Annotated in this window: 19 protein-coding genes and 1 CRISPR repeat array; of the genes, 10 read left to right on the top strand and 9 right to left on the bottom strand. The window is 66.4% G+C overall.

All coding sequences use genetic code 11. The features are described 5' to 3' along the window. The 3 genes from ETP66_RS11130 to ETP66_RS11120 all read right to left on the bottom strand — a co-directional run. Positions 1 to 838 (bottom strand): ABC transporter substrate-binding protein (locus ETP66_RS11130; protein ID WP_430731887.1); only part of this gene is annotated, 838 nt, incomplete at its 3' end. Between the two features lie 54 nt (positions 839 to 892). Further along, complete coding sequence (locus ETP66_RS11125) at positions 893 to 1,864, bottom strand: catechol 2,3-dioxygenase (RefSeq protein ID WP_130842663.1); 972 nt, start codon at positions 1,862 to 1,864, stop codon at positions 893 to 895. Continuing rightward, positions 1,865 to 2,251 carry a carboxymuconolactone decarboxylase family protein gene (locus ETP66_RS11120; RefSeq protein ID WP_236630324.1) on the bottom strand — a complete coding sequence of 129 codons (387 nt, stop codon included), beginning with the start codon at positions 2,249 to 2,251 and terminating at the stop codon, positions 1,865 to 1,867. A gap of 205 nt (positions 2,252 to 2,456) precedes the next feature. Between ETP66_RS11120 and ETP66_RS11115 the strand changes: the two genes are divergently transcribed. The 8 genes from ETP66_RS11115 to ETP66_RS12030 are packed head-to-tail and all read left to right on the top strand — an operon-like array spanning position 2,457 to position 8,594. Continuing rightward, complete coding sequence (locus tag ETP66_RS11115) at positions 2,457 to 3,239, top strand: IclR family transcriptional regulator (RefSeq protein WP_130842661.1); 783 nt, start codon at positions 2,457 to 2,459, stop codon at positions 3,237 to 3,239. Then, complete coding sequence (locus tag ETP66_RS11110; RefSeq protein WP_130842660.1) at positions 3,212 to 4,132, top strand: acetaldehyde dehydrogenase (acetylating); 921 nt, start codon at positions 3,212 to 3,214, stop codon at positions 4,130 to 4,132. Before ETP66_RS11115 ends, ETP66_RS11110 begins: the two co-directional genes overlap by 28 nt. Further along, complete coding sequence (gene dmpG, locus ETP66_RS11105) at positions 4,129 to 5,172, top strand: 4-hydroxy-2-oxovalerate aldolase (RefSeq protein WP_130842659.1); 1,044 nt, start codon at positions 4,129 to 4,131, stop codon at positions 5,170 to 5,172. The genes ETP66_RS11110 and dmpG overlap by 4 nt, the downstream gene beginning before the upstream one ends. A 7-nt stretch (positions 5,173 to 5,179) precedes the next feature. Then, positions 5,180 to 5,374, top strand: a complete 195-nt coding sequence (locus ETP66_RS11100) for a tautomerase family protein (protein WP_130842658.1) — start codon at positions 5,180 to 5,182, stop codon at positions 5,372 to 5,374. Continuing rightward, complete coding sequence (locus ETP66_RS11095) at positions 5,371 to 6,066, top strand: 2-keto-4-pentenoate hydratase (RefSeq protein ID WP_130842657.1); 696 nt, start codon at positions 5,371 to 5,373, stop codon at positions 6,064 to 6,066. The genes ETP66_RS11100 and ETP66_RS11095 overlap by 4 nt, the downstream gene beginning before the upstream one ends. Before the next feature lie 10 nt (positions 6,067 to 6,076). Then, positions 6,077 to 7,585, top strand: coding sequence for an aldehyde dehydrogenase (locus ETP66_RS11090; protein ID WP_130842656.1), 1,509 nt, complete (start codon positions 6,077 to 6,079; stop codon positions 7,583 to 7,585). A gap of 4 nt (positions 7,586 to 7,589) precedes the next feature. Continuing rightward, a complete protein-coding gene (locus ETP66_RS11085) occupies positions 7,590 to 8,366 on the top strand; it encodes a 2-keto-4-pentenoate hydratase (protein WP_130842655.1) in 777 nt (258 codons plus the stop codon). Positions 8,367 to 8,375: 9 nt separating this feature from the next. After that, positions 8,376 to 8,594 carry a hypothetical protein gene (locus tag ETP66_RS12030; RefSeq protein WP_201738530.1) on the top strand — a complete coding sequence of 73 codons (219 nt, stop codon included), beginning with the start codon at positions 8,376 to 8,378 and terminating at the stop codon, positions 8,592 to 8,594. Here ETP66_RS12030 and ETP66_RS11075 read toward each other — a convergent pair. Next, on the bottom strand, positions 8,535 to 9,332 hold the full coding sequence (locus ETP66_RS11075) for an SDR family NAD(P)-dependent oxidoreductase (protein WP_130842654.1): 798 nt from the start codon (positions 9,330 to 9,332) through the stop codon (positions 8,535 to 8,537). The two genes, ETP66_RS12030 and ETP66_RS11075, sit on opposite strands and share 60 nt — an antisense overlap. Positions 9,333 to 9,394: 62 nt before the next feature. Between ETP66_RS11075 and ETP66_RS11070 the strand changes: the two genes are divergently transcribed. After that, a complete protein-coding gene (locus ETP66_RS11070) occupies positions 9,395 to 10,540 on the top strand; it encodes an MFS transporter (protein WP_130842664.1) in 1,146 nt (381 codons plus the stop codon). A gap of 55 nt (positions 10,541 to 10,595) precedes the next feature. After that, positions 10,596 to 11,588, top strand: coding sequence for a TAXI family TRAP transporter solute-binding subunit (locus ETP66_RS11065; protein ID WP_130842653.1), 993 nt, complete (start codon positions 10,596 to 10,598; stop codon positions 11,586 to 11,588). Here ETP66_RS11065 and ETP66_RS11060 read toward each other — a convergent pair. From ETP66_RS11060 to ETP66_RS11040, 5 genes are read right to left on the bottom strand one after another with little or no spacing between them, the layout of a single operon-like run. After that, the gene (locus tag ETP66_RS11060) at positions 11,585 to 12,337 is read right to left on the bottom strand and encodes a LamB/YcsF family protein (RefSeq protein WP_130842652.1); all 753 of its coding nucleotides are present in this window, start codon (positions 12,335 to 12,337) and stop codon (positions 11,585 to 11,587) included. The two genes, ETP66_RS11065 and ETP66_RS11060, sit on opposite strands and share 4 nt — an antisense overlap. Before the next feature lie 15 nt (positions 12,338 to 12,352). Continuing rightward, complete coding sequence (locus tag ETP66_RS11055; RefSeq protein WP_130842651.1) at positions 12,353 to 13,045, bottom strand: MBL fold metallo-hydrolase; 693 nt, start codon at positions 13,043 to 13,045, stop codon at positions 12,353 to 12,355. Between the two features lies 1 nt (position 13,046). Then, on the bottom strand, positions 13,047 to 14,348 hold the full coding sequence (locus tag ETP66_RS11050; RefSeq protein ID WP_130842650.1) for a TRAP transporter large permease: 1,302 nt from the start codon (positions 14,346 to 14,348) through the stop codon (positions 13,047 to 13,049). Beyond that, the gene (locus ETP66_RS11045; RefSeq protein WP_130842649.1) at positions 14,345 to 14,830 is read right to left on the bottom strand and encodes a TRAP transporter small permease; all 486 of its coding nucleotides are present in this window, start codon (positions 14,828 to 14,830) and stop codon (positions 14,345 to 14,347) included. The genes ETP66_RS11050 and ETP66_RS11045 overlap by 4 nt, the downstream gene beginning before the upstream one ends. Then, the gene (locus tag ETP66_RS11040) at positions 14,827 to 15,783 is read right to left on the bottom strand and encodes a TRAP transporter substrate-binding protein (protein WP_130842648.1); all 957 of its coding nucleotides are present in this window, start codon (positions 15,781 to 15,783) and stop codon (positions 14,827 to 14,829) included. Before ETP66_RS11040 ends, ETP66_RS11045 begins: the two co-directional genes overlap by 4 nt. A 135-nt stretch (positions 15,784 to 15,918) precedes the next feature. Beyond that, positions 15,919 to 16,422: direct repeats of the CRISPR family, unit length 28 nt; unit sequence GGTCCATCCCCACGTGCGTGGGGACTAC. Positions 16,423 to 16,475 lie beyond the last annotated feature (53 nt).

Here is a 16,475-nt window from a genome sequence, read left to right as displayed (position 1 = left end):
GCTCCGCCACCAGGATGGGCCCGACGGGAAAGAGGGTACCCTCCACGTCCCGGCCCCCCACCCGGAGGAAGTCGGGGCTGGCCACCCCGTGGGTCTGGTAGATGAGCCCGGCGTAGCCCCGCTCCCTCAGGGTCCTTTGGGGCAGGACCGCCGGGGTGCCGCTCGCCCCCACCAAGACGGCATCGGGCCTCCGGGCGAGGATCCTGAGCACCTGGCCCGTCACCGAAGTGTCGGTGCGGGCGTAGCGCTCGCTGGCCAGCACCTGCAGGCCCTTGGCCCGGGCCTCGGCCTCAAAGAAACGGGCCCAACCTTCCCCGTAAGAATCATTGAAACCAATGTAGGCTACGGTACGAAGTCCTCGATGCGTCATGTCAGTCACTACCGCCCTAGCCATTATTTCTTCAGTTGGTGTAACCTGGAAGACCCAGAACCGCTGCTCATCAACAGGATACGAGATGTCTTTGCTGGGTCCCGTAGAAAGATTAGGAATCCTGGCTTCAGCGATTGCCGGGATTATTGCGAGAGCAGAGGCGCTGAGCGTAGGGCCAATAATTGCCACCGCCCCCTCTTCAATTAAGCGTCGTACATTGCGGACGCTTTGAGTTGGATCTGTTGCATCGTCTAGAATAACAAACTGCACTCGGCGGCTTGCTATACCCCCAGTCCTATCGACGATTTCTTGAAGAAGAAGCGCCGTGTTTCTTTGAGGGATACCCAAGGCTGCTGCAGGCCCTGTAGAGGAAACTGTTACCCCAATCTTCACTACACCTTGCTGGCCTAAAGCAAAAGTTACTAAGAAAGAACCCAAGATTAGAAGCCGAACCACCTGTCGCCTCATCGTTAACCTCCCTTATGCCTTAACCGGCGGTTCGCCGGTTAGAGCCCAGTTTGGTTATATGCCCACCCTTTCCTTCACCGGCGGCGTGCCGTAGCTGTAGAAGGTCGTCGGCAGGTTGCCCCCGAACCAGATGCTGCTCTTCTCCAGGTCGTTCACGTTGGTCACATCCCAGACCACGGTTTTCCAGGTGGGGTCGAAGATGAGGTAGCCGGTGTCCCCGAAGAGCTCCACGCGCGTTCCTCCGGGTTCAAAGACGTACATGAAGTAGGCCTGGGTAGTGCCGTGCTTACCGGGGCCGGCCTCAATGGGGATGTCGTATTCCATGCAGAGGTCGGCCAGGTCCATGAGGTGCTGGGGGTAGCCGTACCAGAAGGCGATGTGGTGGAAGCGGGCCCGGGAACCCGTGGCGTCCCGCATGAGGCCGATCTCGTGCACCAGGGGGCTCACGGAAAGCCAGGCCCCGAGCTCTTCGCCTTCCCCCCTGATCTTCTGTTCCCTGAGCTTGAAGCCCAAGACTTCCTCGAAAAAGCGGCGGTTGGAGGTAACCTCAGCGCAGAGGCAGTTGACGTGGTCGATGCGCCGCACGGGTACCCCCCTTAGAGGGCGCTTCGAGGGACGGTTTTTCAAGCGGCTCTGCTTTTCCGGGGGAGCTTGGTAGTACTCCACCTCGAAGAGGAGCTCCATCCTGTGCCCATCGGGGGTGCGGAAGCGGTAGGCAGGCCCGTGACCCAGGTCGCCTTCGGTCCACCCTTCCCCAAGCCTCGAGGCTTGCAGCGCTTTGATGCGCCTTTCCAGGGCCTCAGGAGAGGCGGTGCGCCAGGCCACGTGCCCCAGGCCCGGCTCCTTGGCCTCGGTTACCTTCAGAGAATGGTGGTACCAGTCCTCGTAGGCCCGCAGGTACACCGACTGCCCCTCGCGGGCGGTTTCCTCGAGGCCCAAAATCTCCTTGAAGAACCAGAGGGTACCCTCAGGGTTGGGGGTATAGAGCTCCACATGCGCCAGCTGAACGACGTCAAAGCTTTCCATCTACAGCCTCCCTTCTTCCTCCATGCGCAGGATTTCTTGGATGACCTCCGCCCCGCGGTTGGCGGCGGGCAAGCCGCGGAACAGGAAAGCCAGCCCCACCACCGCGCTGAGCTCCTCATAGGTGGCCCCTGCCCTCCTGGCGGCGATGGCGTGGAGGCGGGCGGCGTCGGAAAGGTCCATGAGGAGCATGCCGAAGAGCATGAGCTGGGCGGTCTTCACGTCAAAGCAAGCCGGGTACATGAGCCGGGCCCTTAGCTCTTCTTGCAGGCGCAGGGTGTCAGGGTCCAGGCGGGCTAGGAGATCGGTGCGGGCCTGGATCCTGGGGGGAACGAAGCCGATGAGTTCCCGGTAGCGCTCCCGGAGGTCTTCCATCTCTTTCTCGGACATCCTGAGCGGTAGGTTGGCCACTTGCTCCTCCCTTTTGGCGGTTTCACGCCCGGCCTGCGTTCCTGGGACGTTTGTCCCTTAGGCTAGGTCAGAGGTCTTGGTAGCTCAAGGGCACCGTTCAACATAGGCGAAACACTTGTTCCGTTATCCCGAAAAAGGGGCTCGGCGTGTAACCTGGAGGCGGTTACCCTCGGAGGTGAGGCCCATGCTGGGAACGGTGCAGAAGGTGGGCGAGGTTTTGGAGCTCTTCACCCGGGAGCGTCCGGAATGGGGGGTGAGTGAGGTGGCCAAGGCTCTGGGCCTGCCCAAGTCCAGCGCCCACGCTCTCCTGGCCACCTTGGCCCAGATCGGGCTTTTGAAGCGGAGCCGGGAAGGGCGCTACCGCTTGGGTTGGCGCATCCTAGCCCTTGCCCAAGTCCTCCTCTACACGAGCTCCTGGCGGCAGGAGGCCCGGCGGGCCATGGAGGAGCTGGTGGCCCGCTTCGGGGAGACCACCCACCTGGCGGTCCTGGAGTGCGGGCGTGTGGTCTACGTGGACAAGCTGGAGGGTACCCGGGCGGTAAAGGTGGCCACCACGGGGGTTGGCGTGGAGCTTCCTGCCCACTGCAGTGGTGTGGGCAAGGTCCTCCTGGCCTTCCGCTCCTGGGAAGAGGTGGAGAGCATCGTCGCCGAGCGGGGTATGCCTGCCTTCACCCCTAACACCATCACCACCCTGGATGAGCTTAGGACCGAGTTGCAGGCGGTGCGGGAGCGGGGGTACGCCTACGACATCGAGGAGGTGGTGCCGGAGCTCTGCTGCGTGGCCGCCCCCATCCGGGACCACACCGGGGAGGTGGTGGCCGCCATGAGCCTTTCCGTCCCCTTTTACCGTTTCCAGCAGCTGAAGGAGGAGTACCGCAGGGCCATCCTCGAGGCCACCCGCGCTGTCTCTGAACGCCTGGGCTACATGGGGGAGGAGGTATGGATAAGGTCAAGGTGGCGGTCCTAGGCTCCGGGAATATCGGCACGGACCTGGTGTACAAGCTTCTGAAGAACCCAGGGCACATGGAGCTGGTGGCGGTGGTGGGGATAGACCCCGCTTCCGAGGGACTGGCCCGGGCTAGGGCCCTGGGTTTGGAGGCCAGCCACGAGGGCATCGCTTATCTCCTGGGGAGGCCCGAGATCCGCATCGTTTTTGACGCCACCAGCGCCAAGGCCCACGTGCGCCACGCCAGGCTGTTAAGGGAAGCGGGGAAGATCGCCATCGACCTCACCCCGGCCGCCCGGGGGCCCTACGTGGTGCCCCCGGTAAACCTCAAGGCCCACTTGGAGGAGGACAACGTCAACCTCATTACCTGCGGGGGCCAGGCTACCATTCCCCTGGTCTACGCTGTCCATCGGGTGGCCCCGGTCCTCTACGCGGAGATGGTCTCCACCGTGGCCTCCCACTCGGCGGGACCGGGTACGCGGCAGAACATCGACGAGTTCACCTTCACCACCGCCCGGGGTCTCGAGGCCATCGGCGGGGCCAAGCAGGGCAAGGCCATCATCATCCTGAACCCCGCCGAGCCCCCCATCCTCATGACCAACACCGTGCGGGCCATACCGGAGAGCGAGGTGTTTGACCGGGAGGCGGTGGTGCAAAGCGTCCGGGCCATGGAGGCCGAGGTGCAGGCGTACGTGCCCGGCTACCGCCTGAAGGCGGACCCGGTCTTCGAGATGCTGCCCACCCCTTGGGGGGAGCGCGCGGTGGTCTCCATGCTCTTGGAGGTGGAAGGGGCCGGGGACTATTTGCCGAAGTATGCGGGCAACCTGGACATCATGACCGCTTCCGCCAGGCGAGTAGGGGAGGTTTTCGCCCAGCACCTCCTGGGCAAACGGCCCGAGGAGGTGGTGGCGTGAGCTTTGATCTGTCCTTTGCCAAGCCTCCTGTGGTGGTAGACACCACGCTCCGAGATGGCTCCCATGCCCACCGCCATCAGTACACCCCAGAGGAGGCCCGAGCCATTGCCCAGGCCCTGGATGCGGCCGGGATCTACGCCCTAGAGGTCGCCCACGGGGACGGGTTGGGGGGGAGCTCGCTTCAGTACGGCTTCTCCCGGGTGAGCGAGCTGGAACTCATCCGGGCGGTGCGGGAGGTGGTCCAAAGGGCTAAGGTGGCGGCGCTCCTCCTTCCCGGGATCGGCACCCGGAAGGAGCTCAAGGAGGCGGTGGAGGCCGGTGTCCAGATGGTGCGCATCGCCACCCAGTGCACCGAGGCGGACATCTCCGAGCAGCACTTCGGCATGGCCAAGGAGATGGGCCTTCTGGCCGTGGGCTTCCTCATGATGAGCCACATGCGCCCGCCGGAGTTCCTCGCCGAGCAGGCCCTCCTGATGGAGAGCTACGGGGCGGATGTGGTGTACATCGTGGACTCGGCCGGGGCCATGCTGCCCGAGGATGCTTACCTGCGGGTGAGGGCGCTCAAGGAAGCCCTGAAGCGGGCCAAGGTGGGCTTCCATGCCCACAACAACCTGGGCCTGGCTATCGGCAATACCCTGGCCGCCTTGGCCGCGGGGGCGGACTGGGTGGACGGCACCCTCCGTGGCTACGGGGCGGGGGCGGGGAACGCGGCCACGGAGGTTCTGGCCGCGGTCTTGGACAAGGCGGGCCTCAACCCGGGCCTGGAGGTCTTCAAGCTCCTGGACGCAGCGGAGTACCTGGTGGGGCCCATCCTCCACTTCCAGCCCTACCCGGACCGGGACTCCGTGGCCATCGGTTACGCCGGGGTCTACTCTACCTTCCTCCTCCACGCCAAAAGGATCGGCAAGGAGCTCGGGGTGGATCCCCTAGCCATCCTGTTGGAGCTTGGGCGCAGGCAGGCGGTGGCGGGGCAGGAGGACTGGATCCTGCGGGTGGCCTTGGAACTCAAGGAGAAGGAAGCCGGAGCGTTGGCAGACTGAGGGGCGTATGGTGGTGCTCAGGGTGACCCTATTGGAGGGGCGTCCTTTAGAAAAGAAGCGGGAGCTGGTACGAAGGCTCACGGAGATGGCCTCGAGGCTCCTCGAGGAACCCTACGAGGAGGTGCGGGTCATCCTTTACGAGGTGCGGCGGGATCAGTGGGCGGCAGGGGGCGTCCTCTTTTCGGACAAGGAGGGAGCGTGACCCTTTTAGAGGCGGTGCGGAAAGCGCGGGCCGAGGGCAGGACCCTCTCCGGGGGTAGGAACTGGGGGGTGGGACTGGAGGAAGCTTACCGTATCCAGGAGGCCCTTTTTCCCGGTCCCCTCAAGGGCTTCAAACTGGGCTTGGTTTCCGAGGCCAAGCAGCGGCAGATGGGCATCGCTGAGCCTATCTTCGGCCGGGTACACCCGGGCATGCTGGTGGAGCGGGTGGACCTGGCGCGGTTCCTTCAGCCCCGGGTGGAACCCGAGGTGGCCTTGATCCTGCGAAAAGACCTGCCGCCGGGGGCCTCCTTGGACCGGGCCCACCAGGCCATCGGGGGTTTCTTCCTGGCGATGGACATCCTGGACTCGGTCTGGGAGGGCTACCGCTTTTCCCTGCCCGAGGTGGTGGTGGACAACACCTCAGGGGGAGCTTTTCTCCTGGGTCTGAGGCGTTACGGCTGCCTGCCCCGGGGGGCTCTGCGCCTTTACCTGAACGGGGAGAAGGTGGCGGAGGGGCTGGTGGAGGCTTTGGGGGATCCGGGGGCCAGGCTTTCCTGGCTAGCAGAGCGCGTGGGGGGCCTCAGGGCAGGGCAGATCGTCTTCCTGGGCTCCCCGGCGGCGGCGGTGCCCCTCGCGCGGGGGGTTTTGGAGCTTTGGGGCGAGGGGGGGGTCCTCCTCGCCCGGGTAGCGTAGGAGGTGGACCGTGGTGGAACCCAAGATCTACAAGGAGACCCAGGAGCGGCTCAAAGCCTTAGGCTTTCCCTTCACCCTTCCCCTCGAGGTAACCCACTACATCGGCGGGGAGTTCGACCGGGGCGACCACCCTTTCCCCGTCGTCTACCCGGCCACAGGGGAGGTGATCGGGACTGTCCCGGAGGGCCGGGAGGAGGAGGTGGAAAGGGCGGTGGCGGCGGCCACCGAGGCTTTCAGGACCTGGGGGAAGATGCCCCCTAGCCAACGCCGCCCGTACCTCCGGCGGTTCGCCGAGAAGATTCGCGAGTACCGGCCAGTCTTTGAGGTCCTGGAGAGCCTGGACGTGGGCCGACCCATCCACGAGAACCGCCTGGGGTACGTGGAGCGCATGGCGAACAACATCGAGTTCTTCGCCGACTTCGCCGTGACCCACGGCTCCGAGGCCTACCCCATGGAAAACGGTTACGTCAACTACGTCCTCCGTTTCCCCGTGGGGGTGGCGGCCTTGATCACCCCCTGGAACATGCCTAGCATGCTCGCCACGTGGAAGATCGGGCCCACCCTGGCTTTTGGGAACACCGCCGTCCTGAAGCCTGCGGAGTTCACCCCCTTGGGGGCTTGGCTGTTGGCCAGATGTGCCCACGAGGCCGGGCTTCCCCCGGGCGTCTTCAACGTGGTCCACGGCTTCGGGCCTAACTCCGCCGGGGAGTTCCTTACCCGGCATCCCGGTGTCCGCCTCATCTCCTTCACTGGGGAAACCACCACCGGGAAAGTCATCATGCGCAACGCCGCCGATACCCTGAAACGCCTTTCCATGGAGCTTGGTGGGAAGGCCCCCAACCTCATTTTCCGGAGCGCCGACCTGGATCGGGCGGTGGAGGTGACCTTACGGGCCGGCTTCTTTAACCAGGGGGAGGTCTGCTTGGCGGGCTCGCGGCTCCTGGTGGAGCGGCCCGTCTACGAGCCCTTCTTGGACCGGTTGGTGCGGGCGGCCAAGGCGCTGAAGGTGGGGGATCCCTTGGACCCCGAAACCCGCATGGGGGCTCTCATCGCCGAGGAACACCTGCGGAAGGTGATGTCCTATGTGGAGATCGCCCGCGAGACCGCCACCCTTCTCACGGGAGGCAAGCGCCCCGAGCTGCCGCACCCCTTGGACAAGGGCTACTTTTTGGAGCCCACGGTGGTGGTGGACGTGAAGCCCTCGGACCGGGTGTGCCAGGAGGAGATCTTTGGGCCCATGGTGGTGGTGATGCCTTTTGACACCGAGGAGGAGGCCATAGCCCTCGCCAACAACACCCCCTACGGCCTGAACGCCATCGTCCAGACGAGGGACGTGGGCCAGGCGGTGCGGGTGGCGGAAGCCCTGGAGGTGGGTACCGTTTGGATCAACGACTGGTTTGTGCGCGACCTGCGGGTGCCCTTTGGCGGGGCCAAGCAGTCGGGCATCGGCCGGGAGGGCGGCCACTACGGCTACGAGTTTTACTACGAGACCAAGAACGTCTGCCTGGCCAACCGGTGAAGCCATGGAGCTCGAGGCCTTTGCCAGGGAGCTGGAGACGGCCTGGGTGGAGCGGAAGCCCATACCCCCCCTCTCCGAGAGAGGGCTGAGGGGGGTGGAGGCCGCCTACCGGGTGCAGGAAGCCTGGAACACCCTCCGCCTGGCCCAGGGGGACCGGGTGGTGGGGCGGAAGATCGGCCTTACCTCTAAGGCGGTGCAGGAGCAGCTGGGGGTGGACCAGCCGGACTTTGGCCACCTCTGGCAAAGCCGCTTCCTGGGGGTGGGGGAGCGGGGGGAGGTGCCCTTCTCCCTCTTCCTCCAACCCCGGGTGGAGGGGGAGCTGGCCTTCCTCCTCGGGCGGCGTCTCGAGGGTCCCCACGTGACCCCCCAGGAGGTGCTTGCGGCCACGGAAGCCGTGGCCTTCGCGCTGGAGATCGTGGATAGCCGCATCGCCGACTGGCGCATCCGCATTGAGGACACCATCGCCGACAACGCTTCCTTCGGGGCCTTCTTCGTGGGCCCCTGGGAGAGGGCTTTGCTGGAAGAGGATCTCTCCACCTTGGGCCTTGTGCTTTACAAAAACGGGGATCCGGTGGCCCAAGGGGTGGGGGTGGCCTGCTTGGGCCACCCCGCACGGGCGGTGGCTTGGTTGGCGGGCGCCCTGGCTCGGTTCGGGGTGGCCCTGGAGCCGGGAGACATCGTCATGTCCGGGGCTTGGGCCCCCGTACAGGCTGCGGGCCCGGGGGACCTCTTTACCTTGGAGGGGACTGGGGGAAGGGGGCTTTCCTTGCGCTTGGCCTAGGGGGTTGCCATGCCCATGCTGGAGGTCCTGGTGATCCGGGAAAAGCCCCTCACCCAAGAGGAGCGGAAGGCCCTCAGGTGGGAGGCCGAGACCATCTTCCAGGAGGTCTTGGGTACCCCCAAGGGGCGGCTTCGGGTCTTTGTCCTCGAGGAAGGAGCCGCCTGCCCCCTACCTCAGGAGATGGGCCATCCGCCGCTGGATGAGCCGGGTGGCGTAAAGGGGGCTTAGGCGGTAGAGGAGGTCCATGGTGCGGGCGTCCTTGCCCAGGAGGACGCGGAAGGCGTTCTTTTCCACAGCCTCTAGCAAGGTCCTGGCGGCCTCCTCCGGCTCCAGAAGGGGAACCTGGGCCTGCCCCTCGGACCTTGGCGTTTCTACCCCAGAGTGCTGGGCGATCCCTGTACGCATGGCCCCGGGCAGAACCAGGGTCACCCGCACCGGAGTTCCCTGAAGCTCGGCCCAAAGCCCTTCGGTGAGGAGCTTGACGGCGGCCTTGGAGGCCCCGTAGATCGTCTGGCCCGGTACCGGGAGGAAACCTCCCATGCTGGAAACGTTGACGATGTGGGCCTCAGAGCGTTGGAGAAGCCTGGGGAGGAAGGCTTTGATCATGTAGAGGGTGCCGTAGAAGTTCACCCCCATGACCCGCTCACCGGCCTCGAGGTCCAAGTCCTGAAGCCTCTTGAAGGCCTGGATGATACCGGCGTTGTTGATGAGTCCGTCCACCTGGCCGTGGACTTGTTCTACCTCTTCCGCCAGGGCCTCCACCCGTGCCCGCTGGGTGATGTCCAGAAGGTGGAGGCTTAGCCCAGCCGCGCTGCCGCCCGCTTTGGTTTGGGTTTCCTCCAGACCCTCTCGGCTCCGGTCCACCGCGGCTACCCGGGATCCGCGCCGGAGAAGCTCCAGCACCAGGGCTTGGCCAAGCCCGCTTCCTGCACCCGTGACCACCCAGGTCTTGCCCGCGGTTTGCATGGCCTTAGTTTAAGGGTGGAGGCTAGGGGGGCGACGGTATGCTGCGGAATATGCTTCCTTTCCTGGACCCCAGGCTCCTGGTCTTGCTCGCTGGGGTCCTTCTGGGAACGGTAAGCGAGAGCAGTCTGGCCCCGGCCCTACCTGCTTTGGCAGAGGCCTTCGGGGTGGGGCCGGAGGCGGCACAAGGGGTGGTTTCCACGGGGCTCCTTGGGGCCGCTTTGGCCTATCTCCCCCTGGCCTGGCTTGGGGGAAGGTTGGGTGCCGGGAGCCTCTTCCGGACCGGGGTGGTCCTCCACGCGGCTCTGGCCCTCCTCCTCTTTCTCGCCCCGTCCCTCCCTCTCCTCTACCTCCTGCGCTTCCTCCAGGGGGTGGCCACGGCTATGGTGGTGGGTCTGGTGCCGGGCCTGGCCGCCGGCGCCTTTCCCCACGCCCGGGGGTACGCCATGGGGATGGTGGCCAGCACCGTGGCCACGGGCACCCTCCTGGGGCCGGCCTTGGGCGGGGTGGTGGCCAGCCTGGGGGTGGCCTATGTTTTCCTTCTGCCCCTTCCCTTCGGTTTCCTGGCCCTTCTCCTCGCAGGGAACCTCCCCGGCCTGCCGCCCCAGGGGGGTGGGCTCCGGGAGCTCTTGCGGACCCCGGGGTTTTCCCGGGTCCTTTGGGCCACCGGCCTTTACTTCCTGCAAACGCTGGGTACCACCGTGGCCGTGGCCTTTTACCTGGGGGCGGAGGGGTTTTCTCCAGGAGCCATCGGCGGCCTCCTCCTTTGGGGTTCCTTGCAGCTTCTCCTTGCGGGGGCTTGGGCCGGGAAAGCTGCCGACCGCCTGGGCTACGGTCGGATGGCCCTCCGGGGAGCGTACCTGTTGGTGGGGGCAGGGATAGCCCTGGCCTTCCTGCCCCTCTGGCATCCCTTTTGGGGGGCGGCCCTGGGCCTCCTCCTCCTGGGGGTGGGCCGGGCCCTTTTCCAGGCGGCCAACAACGCCCAGGTGCTTTCCCTGGCCCCGCAGGGCCTCGAGGGCCTGGCCTCCGGGGCCCTCTCCGTGGCCAGGACCCTGGGCCAGGGGGCAGGGAGCGCCCTAGCGGGAGTATCCCTGGCCTTCTTTGAGCCCCTCCTCCAGGGCCACCGCCCCGCCTTCGCCGCCACGGTGCTCCTCCTCTCCGCCCTGATGGCCGGCGCCGCCTGCCTGGTGGGCAGCCGGGAGGGGCGTTGACTTCTGAAGAGCCCTCCTTTTAGCATGACCCTGAAGCATAGGGGGTGGCTGTGCGATGGCCCGTTTTCTGGGATTCCTCCTTGTGCTAGGGATGGTTTTAGCCCAGACCGGTTCCAAGCCTCAGGTCCTTATCGGTACCGGGGGTGTGGGCGGCGTTTACTTTTACTACGGCACCGCGGTGGCGGAGATTCTAAACAGGAGCGGGGTTGTCCAGGCCCAGGCCATGCAGTCAGGGGGTTCTATGGAAAACCTCTTGCTCCTCCGGGACCGAACGGACCCCAGCCGGGGGATTTATTACTGCGGCACCGCTCTCCCCGATGCCGTGCTCCTGGCCTTCCAAGGGGAGGAGCGCTTCCAGGGGAACCCTGCCCCGGTGCGGATCCTTTTCACCATGTATCCCAACTACTTCCATGTGGTGACTACGGAGGACAGTGGCATCCGTGTCCTTCAGGATTTGCGGGGTAAAAGGGTGTCCACAGAGGTGGCGGGGGGCATCATCGAGTACGAGGCCAGGATCCTCATGTCCGCTGCTATCCCGGGCTTTGACCCCCGTACCCACTTTGGGAGGTGGATAAGAAACCGGGTATCGGAAAGCGCCCAAATGATGGCGGAGGGGAACTTGGATGCCCTTTTCTGGTCTGGTGGGTTGCCCACAGGAAGCATCCTAGAGTTGGCCGCGGCTTTGAACCGCCGCGGTAAGCGCCTCTTTTTGGTTTCCCTGCCGCCTCAGAGCACGCCGGTACAGGTGCTCATGCGGCGCTTCCCCGGTGTGGTGGATACGGGCATTATTCCCAAGAGTGTTTATAACACGCGCTACGATACCCCCACGCTTACCTTCTGGAATGTGTTTGTTTGCCCCGCGAGCCTTCCGGAAGAGGCTGCTTACGCTATCGTCAGGACAGTTTTTGAGAATCTTCCTGCTCTTCACACGGCCGTGGCCCCGGCCCGGGACACTACCCTGGAAAATGCGGTGCGCTCTCGGGGTGGCCGGGTCCCCTATCACGAGGGGGCGGTCCGCTACTTCCGGGAGCGGGGGGTGTGGCGCTAAAAGGTCCGGATCCCCACCCCGGCTTCCTCCAGGGCCTTCCGCACCGCCCGGGCCACCTCGGGGCCCCGGGGGTTGTCCCCGTGGATGCAGAGGGTCTCCGCCCGCACCCTCACCTCCCCTCCGTCCAGGGCCTCCACCCTGCCCTCCAGGACCATCCTGAGGGCCCTCCGGGCGGCCTCCTCGGGGTCCGTAATCCAAGACCCGGGCAGGGAGCGGGGGGCGAGCTGGCCGTCCCTCAGGTAGGCCCTCTCCGGGAAAGCCTCCAGGACCACCCTGAGCCCCGCCCGCCTGGCCTCCTCCTCGTACACGGTGCCGGGGAGGACCACCAGGGGCACCTCCGGGTCAAAGGCCCGGACCGCCTCGGCGATGGCCCGGGCCGTTTCCCGGTCCCGGCAGGCCTTGAGGTACAGGGCCCCGTGGGGCTTCACATGGTGCAGCCCGAGGCCTTCCGCCCGCAGAAAGGCGTAAAGGGCCCCGATCTGGTAGAGGACGTCCGCGTAGACCTCCTCGGGGCTTAGGGCCATCTCCCGGCGGCCAAAGCCCACCAGGTCCGGGAAGCCGGGGTGGGCTCCCACCGCCACCCCGTGGGCCTTGGCCAGGGCCACCGCCTCCCGCATGCGGCTGGGGCTTCCCCCGTGGAAGCCAGAGGCCAGGTTCACCGAGGTCACCAGAGGGAAGATCTCCCCATCATGGCCGTAGGTAAAGACCCCATAGGACTCCCCGGCATCGGCGTTGAGGTCTATTCGCATGGAGCACCTCCTGGTTCACAGGATAAACCTTGCCTCCTGCTCCCCGTAGAACAGGTGGAGTTCGGCCATGCCCTCGGGAACAAAGCGGTTTCCGATGCGCACCAGGGGCACGTCGTGGCCCGGGAAGATGCGGGGATGCTTTAGGACCCGCAGGCGGCTCCTCAGGGCTTCCTCGGGGTCCACGCAAGGGAGGGCTGGTGGCCCCTCGAGGTCGAAGCGGCTTTTGACCGCATCGCTTACCAGGGCACCGGCACCCTGGACCTCGAGGCCCAAAAGCCCTGGCGTGTGCCCTGGAAGGTGGAGGAGCCGCAGGCCCGGGAGAAGCTCCCCCTCCTCCCGCACCGCCCTGAGCCGCAGGCGTTCCAGAAGGGGTAGGAGGACGTAGAGGCAAGCGGGGTCACGGCGGGGGTTTTGCGCCACTCTTTCCGCGTGGTCCAACTCCCGTTCATGGACCACCACCTCCGCCTGGGGGAAAAGGTCCACGTTGGCCGCGTGGTCGAAGTGCAGGTGGCTCAAGACCACCACCTCCACGGCCTCGAGGGGGACGCCTAAGGCGGAAAGGCGCTGTCCCAGCCCCTCCCGTTCGCCAAAGCCCAGCGTGTCGTAGAGGATTGTTTTGGAAGCCAGGACGAGGTAGGCACTGGAAAGCCCCAGGTAGCCCCGGTGGCTTCGCCCGGGGAACCCGCTCCAGACGGGAAGGATGCGCACCTTATCCCCCGGTCATGGTCCGGGGGAGCCAGGTGGCCATTTCCGGAAAGGCCACCAGAAGGCCCACCATGAGGAGGAGCGCCCCCATGAAGGGCAGGGCGTAGCGGGCGATGCGGAACAGATCCTCCCCGGTGAGGGACTGGATGACGAAGAGGTTGAAGCCCACCGGGGGGGTTATCTGGGCCAGCTCCACCATGAGGACCAGGTAGATCCCAAACCACAAGGGGTCCACCCCCACCGCCTGGACCACGGGCAGGATCACGCTGATGGTGAGGACCACGATGGAGATGCCGTCCAAAAACCAGCCCAGGACGACGTAGACCAGGCTTAGGAGGAGGATGAGGAGGAGAGGGGTGACCCCCGCCTCCACCGCCCAGGCGGCCAGGGCCCGGGGGATGCCGGTGAAGCCCATGGCCAGGGTGAGCACCCCGGCTCCTGCCAGGATGAGGCCGATCATGCTGGTGGTGCGCACCGCCCCCAGGAGGCTTTCCCGGAAGAGGGCGGGGGAAAGCTCCCGGTTCAAGGCTGCCAGCACGAAAGCCCCCGCCACCCCGAGGGCCGCGGCTTCCGTGGGGGTGGCCACCCCCAGGTAGATGGAGCCCAGGACCAGGAGGATGAGGAGGAGAACGGGGAAGAGGCTCCCAAGCCCCCTCAGCCTTTCCCGCCAGGGAACCCGGGGCTCTTGGGGGAGCTCCCCCCGGAACCGCCAGGCCAAAAGGGCCACCAGGAGCATGAAGAGCAGGGCCAGGCTTATGCCCGGCACCACGCCCGCCATGAAGAGCCGGGCCACGGAGACCTCGGCCATGACCCCGTAGACGATGAGGACGATGCTGGGAGGGATGAGGAAGCCCAGGGTGCCCGCTCCCGCCAAGGAGCCCAGGGCCAGGGCCTTGGGGTAGCCCCGCTTTAGGAGCTCGGGCAGGGTGAAACGGCCTACGGTGGCGGTGGTGGCGGCGGAGGAGCCGATGACCGCGGCGAAGAGGGCGCTGGCCACCACGTTCACGTGGAGGAGGCCCCCGGGGAGACGGGCGAGGAGGGGGCCAAGCCCCTGGAAAAGCCCCTGGGCGAGCCGGGAGCGGTAGAGGATCTCCCCCATCCAGACAAAGAGGGGCAGGGCGGCCAGGGTCCAGCCCGAGGTGCTCACCCAAAGGGCCGTGGCCACGTTGGGCCCCGGGGGGGCGGTGGTGAAAAAGGTCAGGGCGAAGAGGCCCACCAGGAGGAGGGCGAGCCCCACATAGACCCCGAGGCCCAAAAGGAGCAGGAGCAGGAGGACCAGGAAGAGGCCTACCTCTGCGAGGCTCATCCCTCCGCCCCCTTGCGGAGCCGGGTCCCGGCCTCCAGGAGGGCCAGGGCGAAGAAGGTGAGGCCCAGGGCCAGGAAGCTTTGCGGCAGCCAGAGGGGCAAGGGGAGGAGGCCCGGGGCCAGGTCGCCGAAGCGGTAGCTCTCCGCCACCCGGAGCCAGGCCTGCCAGGTGGCGTAGAGGGCGGCCAGGAGAGCGAGGCCCAGGGCCAGGCCCTCGGCCAGGCGGCGGGGGCCTGGGGGCAGGCGCCCGAGGAGAAGCCGCACCCGGATGTGCCCTCCGGCCCGGAGGGTGGGGGCGAGGCCCAGGAAGATGAGCCCCGCGGTGGCGAAGCCCGCCATCTCCAGGGCGGAGGGGACCACGAAGCCCAGCTGGCGGCCCAGAATCTGGGCCAGGATCACCAGGAGGATGAAGAGGCCCATGAGGGCCGCCAGGAGCTCGGAGAGGCGGAAGAGGCCCTCGAGGGCCCTCGCTAGCAGGTTCATCGGCCCAGGTAGCGCCGGTAGACCTGCACCCCCTGGGCCCCCGCCTGCCGCTGCCACTCCAGGACCATGGTCTCGCCCACGCGGCGCAGGTCGGCCAGGAGCTGGGGGGAGGGCCTCACCACCTGCATGCCCCGGCTGGCCAGGGTCTGCATGGCCCGCTCCTCCTGCTCCTGGCTCAGGCGCCAGCCCCGTTCCTCCGCCCGCCTGGCCGCCTGCAGGAGGGCCTCCCGGTCCTGGGGGGAGAGGCCCTCGAGGGCGCGGCGGCCCACCACCACCATGTTCTTGGGGATCCAAGCCTTCACGTCGTAGAAGTAGCGGGTGAAGTCCCAGGCCTGGCTGTCCACCCCGGTGGCGGCGGAGGTGACCATGGCCTCCACGATCCCCGTGGCGAAGGCCTGGGGGATGTCCGCGGCCTCCACCTGGACCGGGGTCATCCCCAGAAGCTCCGCCATGCGGGCGGTGGCCGGGTTGTAGGCCCGGAAGCGGAGGCCCCGGAGGTCCTGGGCCGAGTTCACCGGGCGCCGGGTGTAAAGCCCCTGGGGGGGCCAGGGCACGGCGTAGAGGAGGACCATCCCCCGCTGGCCCAGCCAGCGCTCCACCTCGGGGCGCTGGGCCTGGTAGAGCCTCCTGGCTTCCTCGTAGCCCGTGGCCACGAAGGGGATGGCGTCCAGGTTGAAGATGGGAAACTCGTTGGCCAGGAGGGACATGAGGACCTCCCCCATCTGGATCTGCCCGTTCCTCACGGCGGGCAGGATCTGGGGGTGGGGGAAGAGGGAGCCCCCGGGGTGGACGGTGATCCTGAGCCTGCCTCCGGTGGCCTCCTCCACCTCGCGCGCGAACTGCTGGATGTTCTGGGTGTGGAAGTTGCCCGGAGGGTAGGGGGTGGCCATGTTCCAGCTTTGAGCCTGTACGATCCCCGCTAAAAGCAAAACCCCCGGGAGAAGTTTGTGCATAGGTTTGCACCTCCCGAGGCTATTGTAATCCCACAGGTATCCCTTGTTCAAGGTTTCCCCCTTCTAGAACCCTGTGGTCTTTACTGCAAACTTTCTTTACGAAGCCTATCTCATGCTCAAAACTTTTCCTCTACTGCTCCATCCCCACGCGTGTGGGGACTACTAGCCTTCCCTCGCCATCTTCCGGGCCCACTCCGGTCCATCCCCACGTGTGTGGGGACTACCTCGCACCTCCCGCTCGCCGCTCCGGACCTNCCCCACGTGCGTGGGGACTACTGAGGGCGGTGGATAGGCTCGTTAGGGAAGCTGGTCCATCCCCACGTGCGTGGGGACTACACCGGGGGGCGATACCGGAGTGCAAGGGGGGTCGGTCCATCCCCACGTGCGTGGGGACTACCGTCCTGGGGCATGGTTGAGCGGGAAGGGGGAGGTCCATCCCCACGTGCGTGGGGACTACTGCGGGCGGGCATGTACTCCGGCGAGCTTCACGGTCCATCCCCACGTGCGTGGGGACTACGTGGGCCCAAGGGAGCTTAGCCCTTTCCAGGCCGGTCCATCCCCACGTGCGTGGGGACTACCACCTCGGCCACGTGGTCGGGGCGGCTCATCTCGGTCCATCCCCACGTGCGTGGGGACTACGCCACCCGGGCGGCGATGGCCTTTGAGGATGCCGGTCCATCCCCACGTGCGTG

This window comes from Thermus thermamylovorans, assembly GCF_004307015.1.
GTDB lineage: Bacteria > Deinococcota > Deinococci > Deinococcales > Thermaceae > Thermus > Thermus thermamylovorans.
Note: the sequence above shows the minus strand (reverse complement) of the source record. Positions and strands in the feature narration are given on the sequence as shown.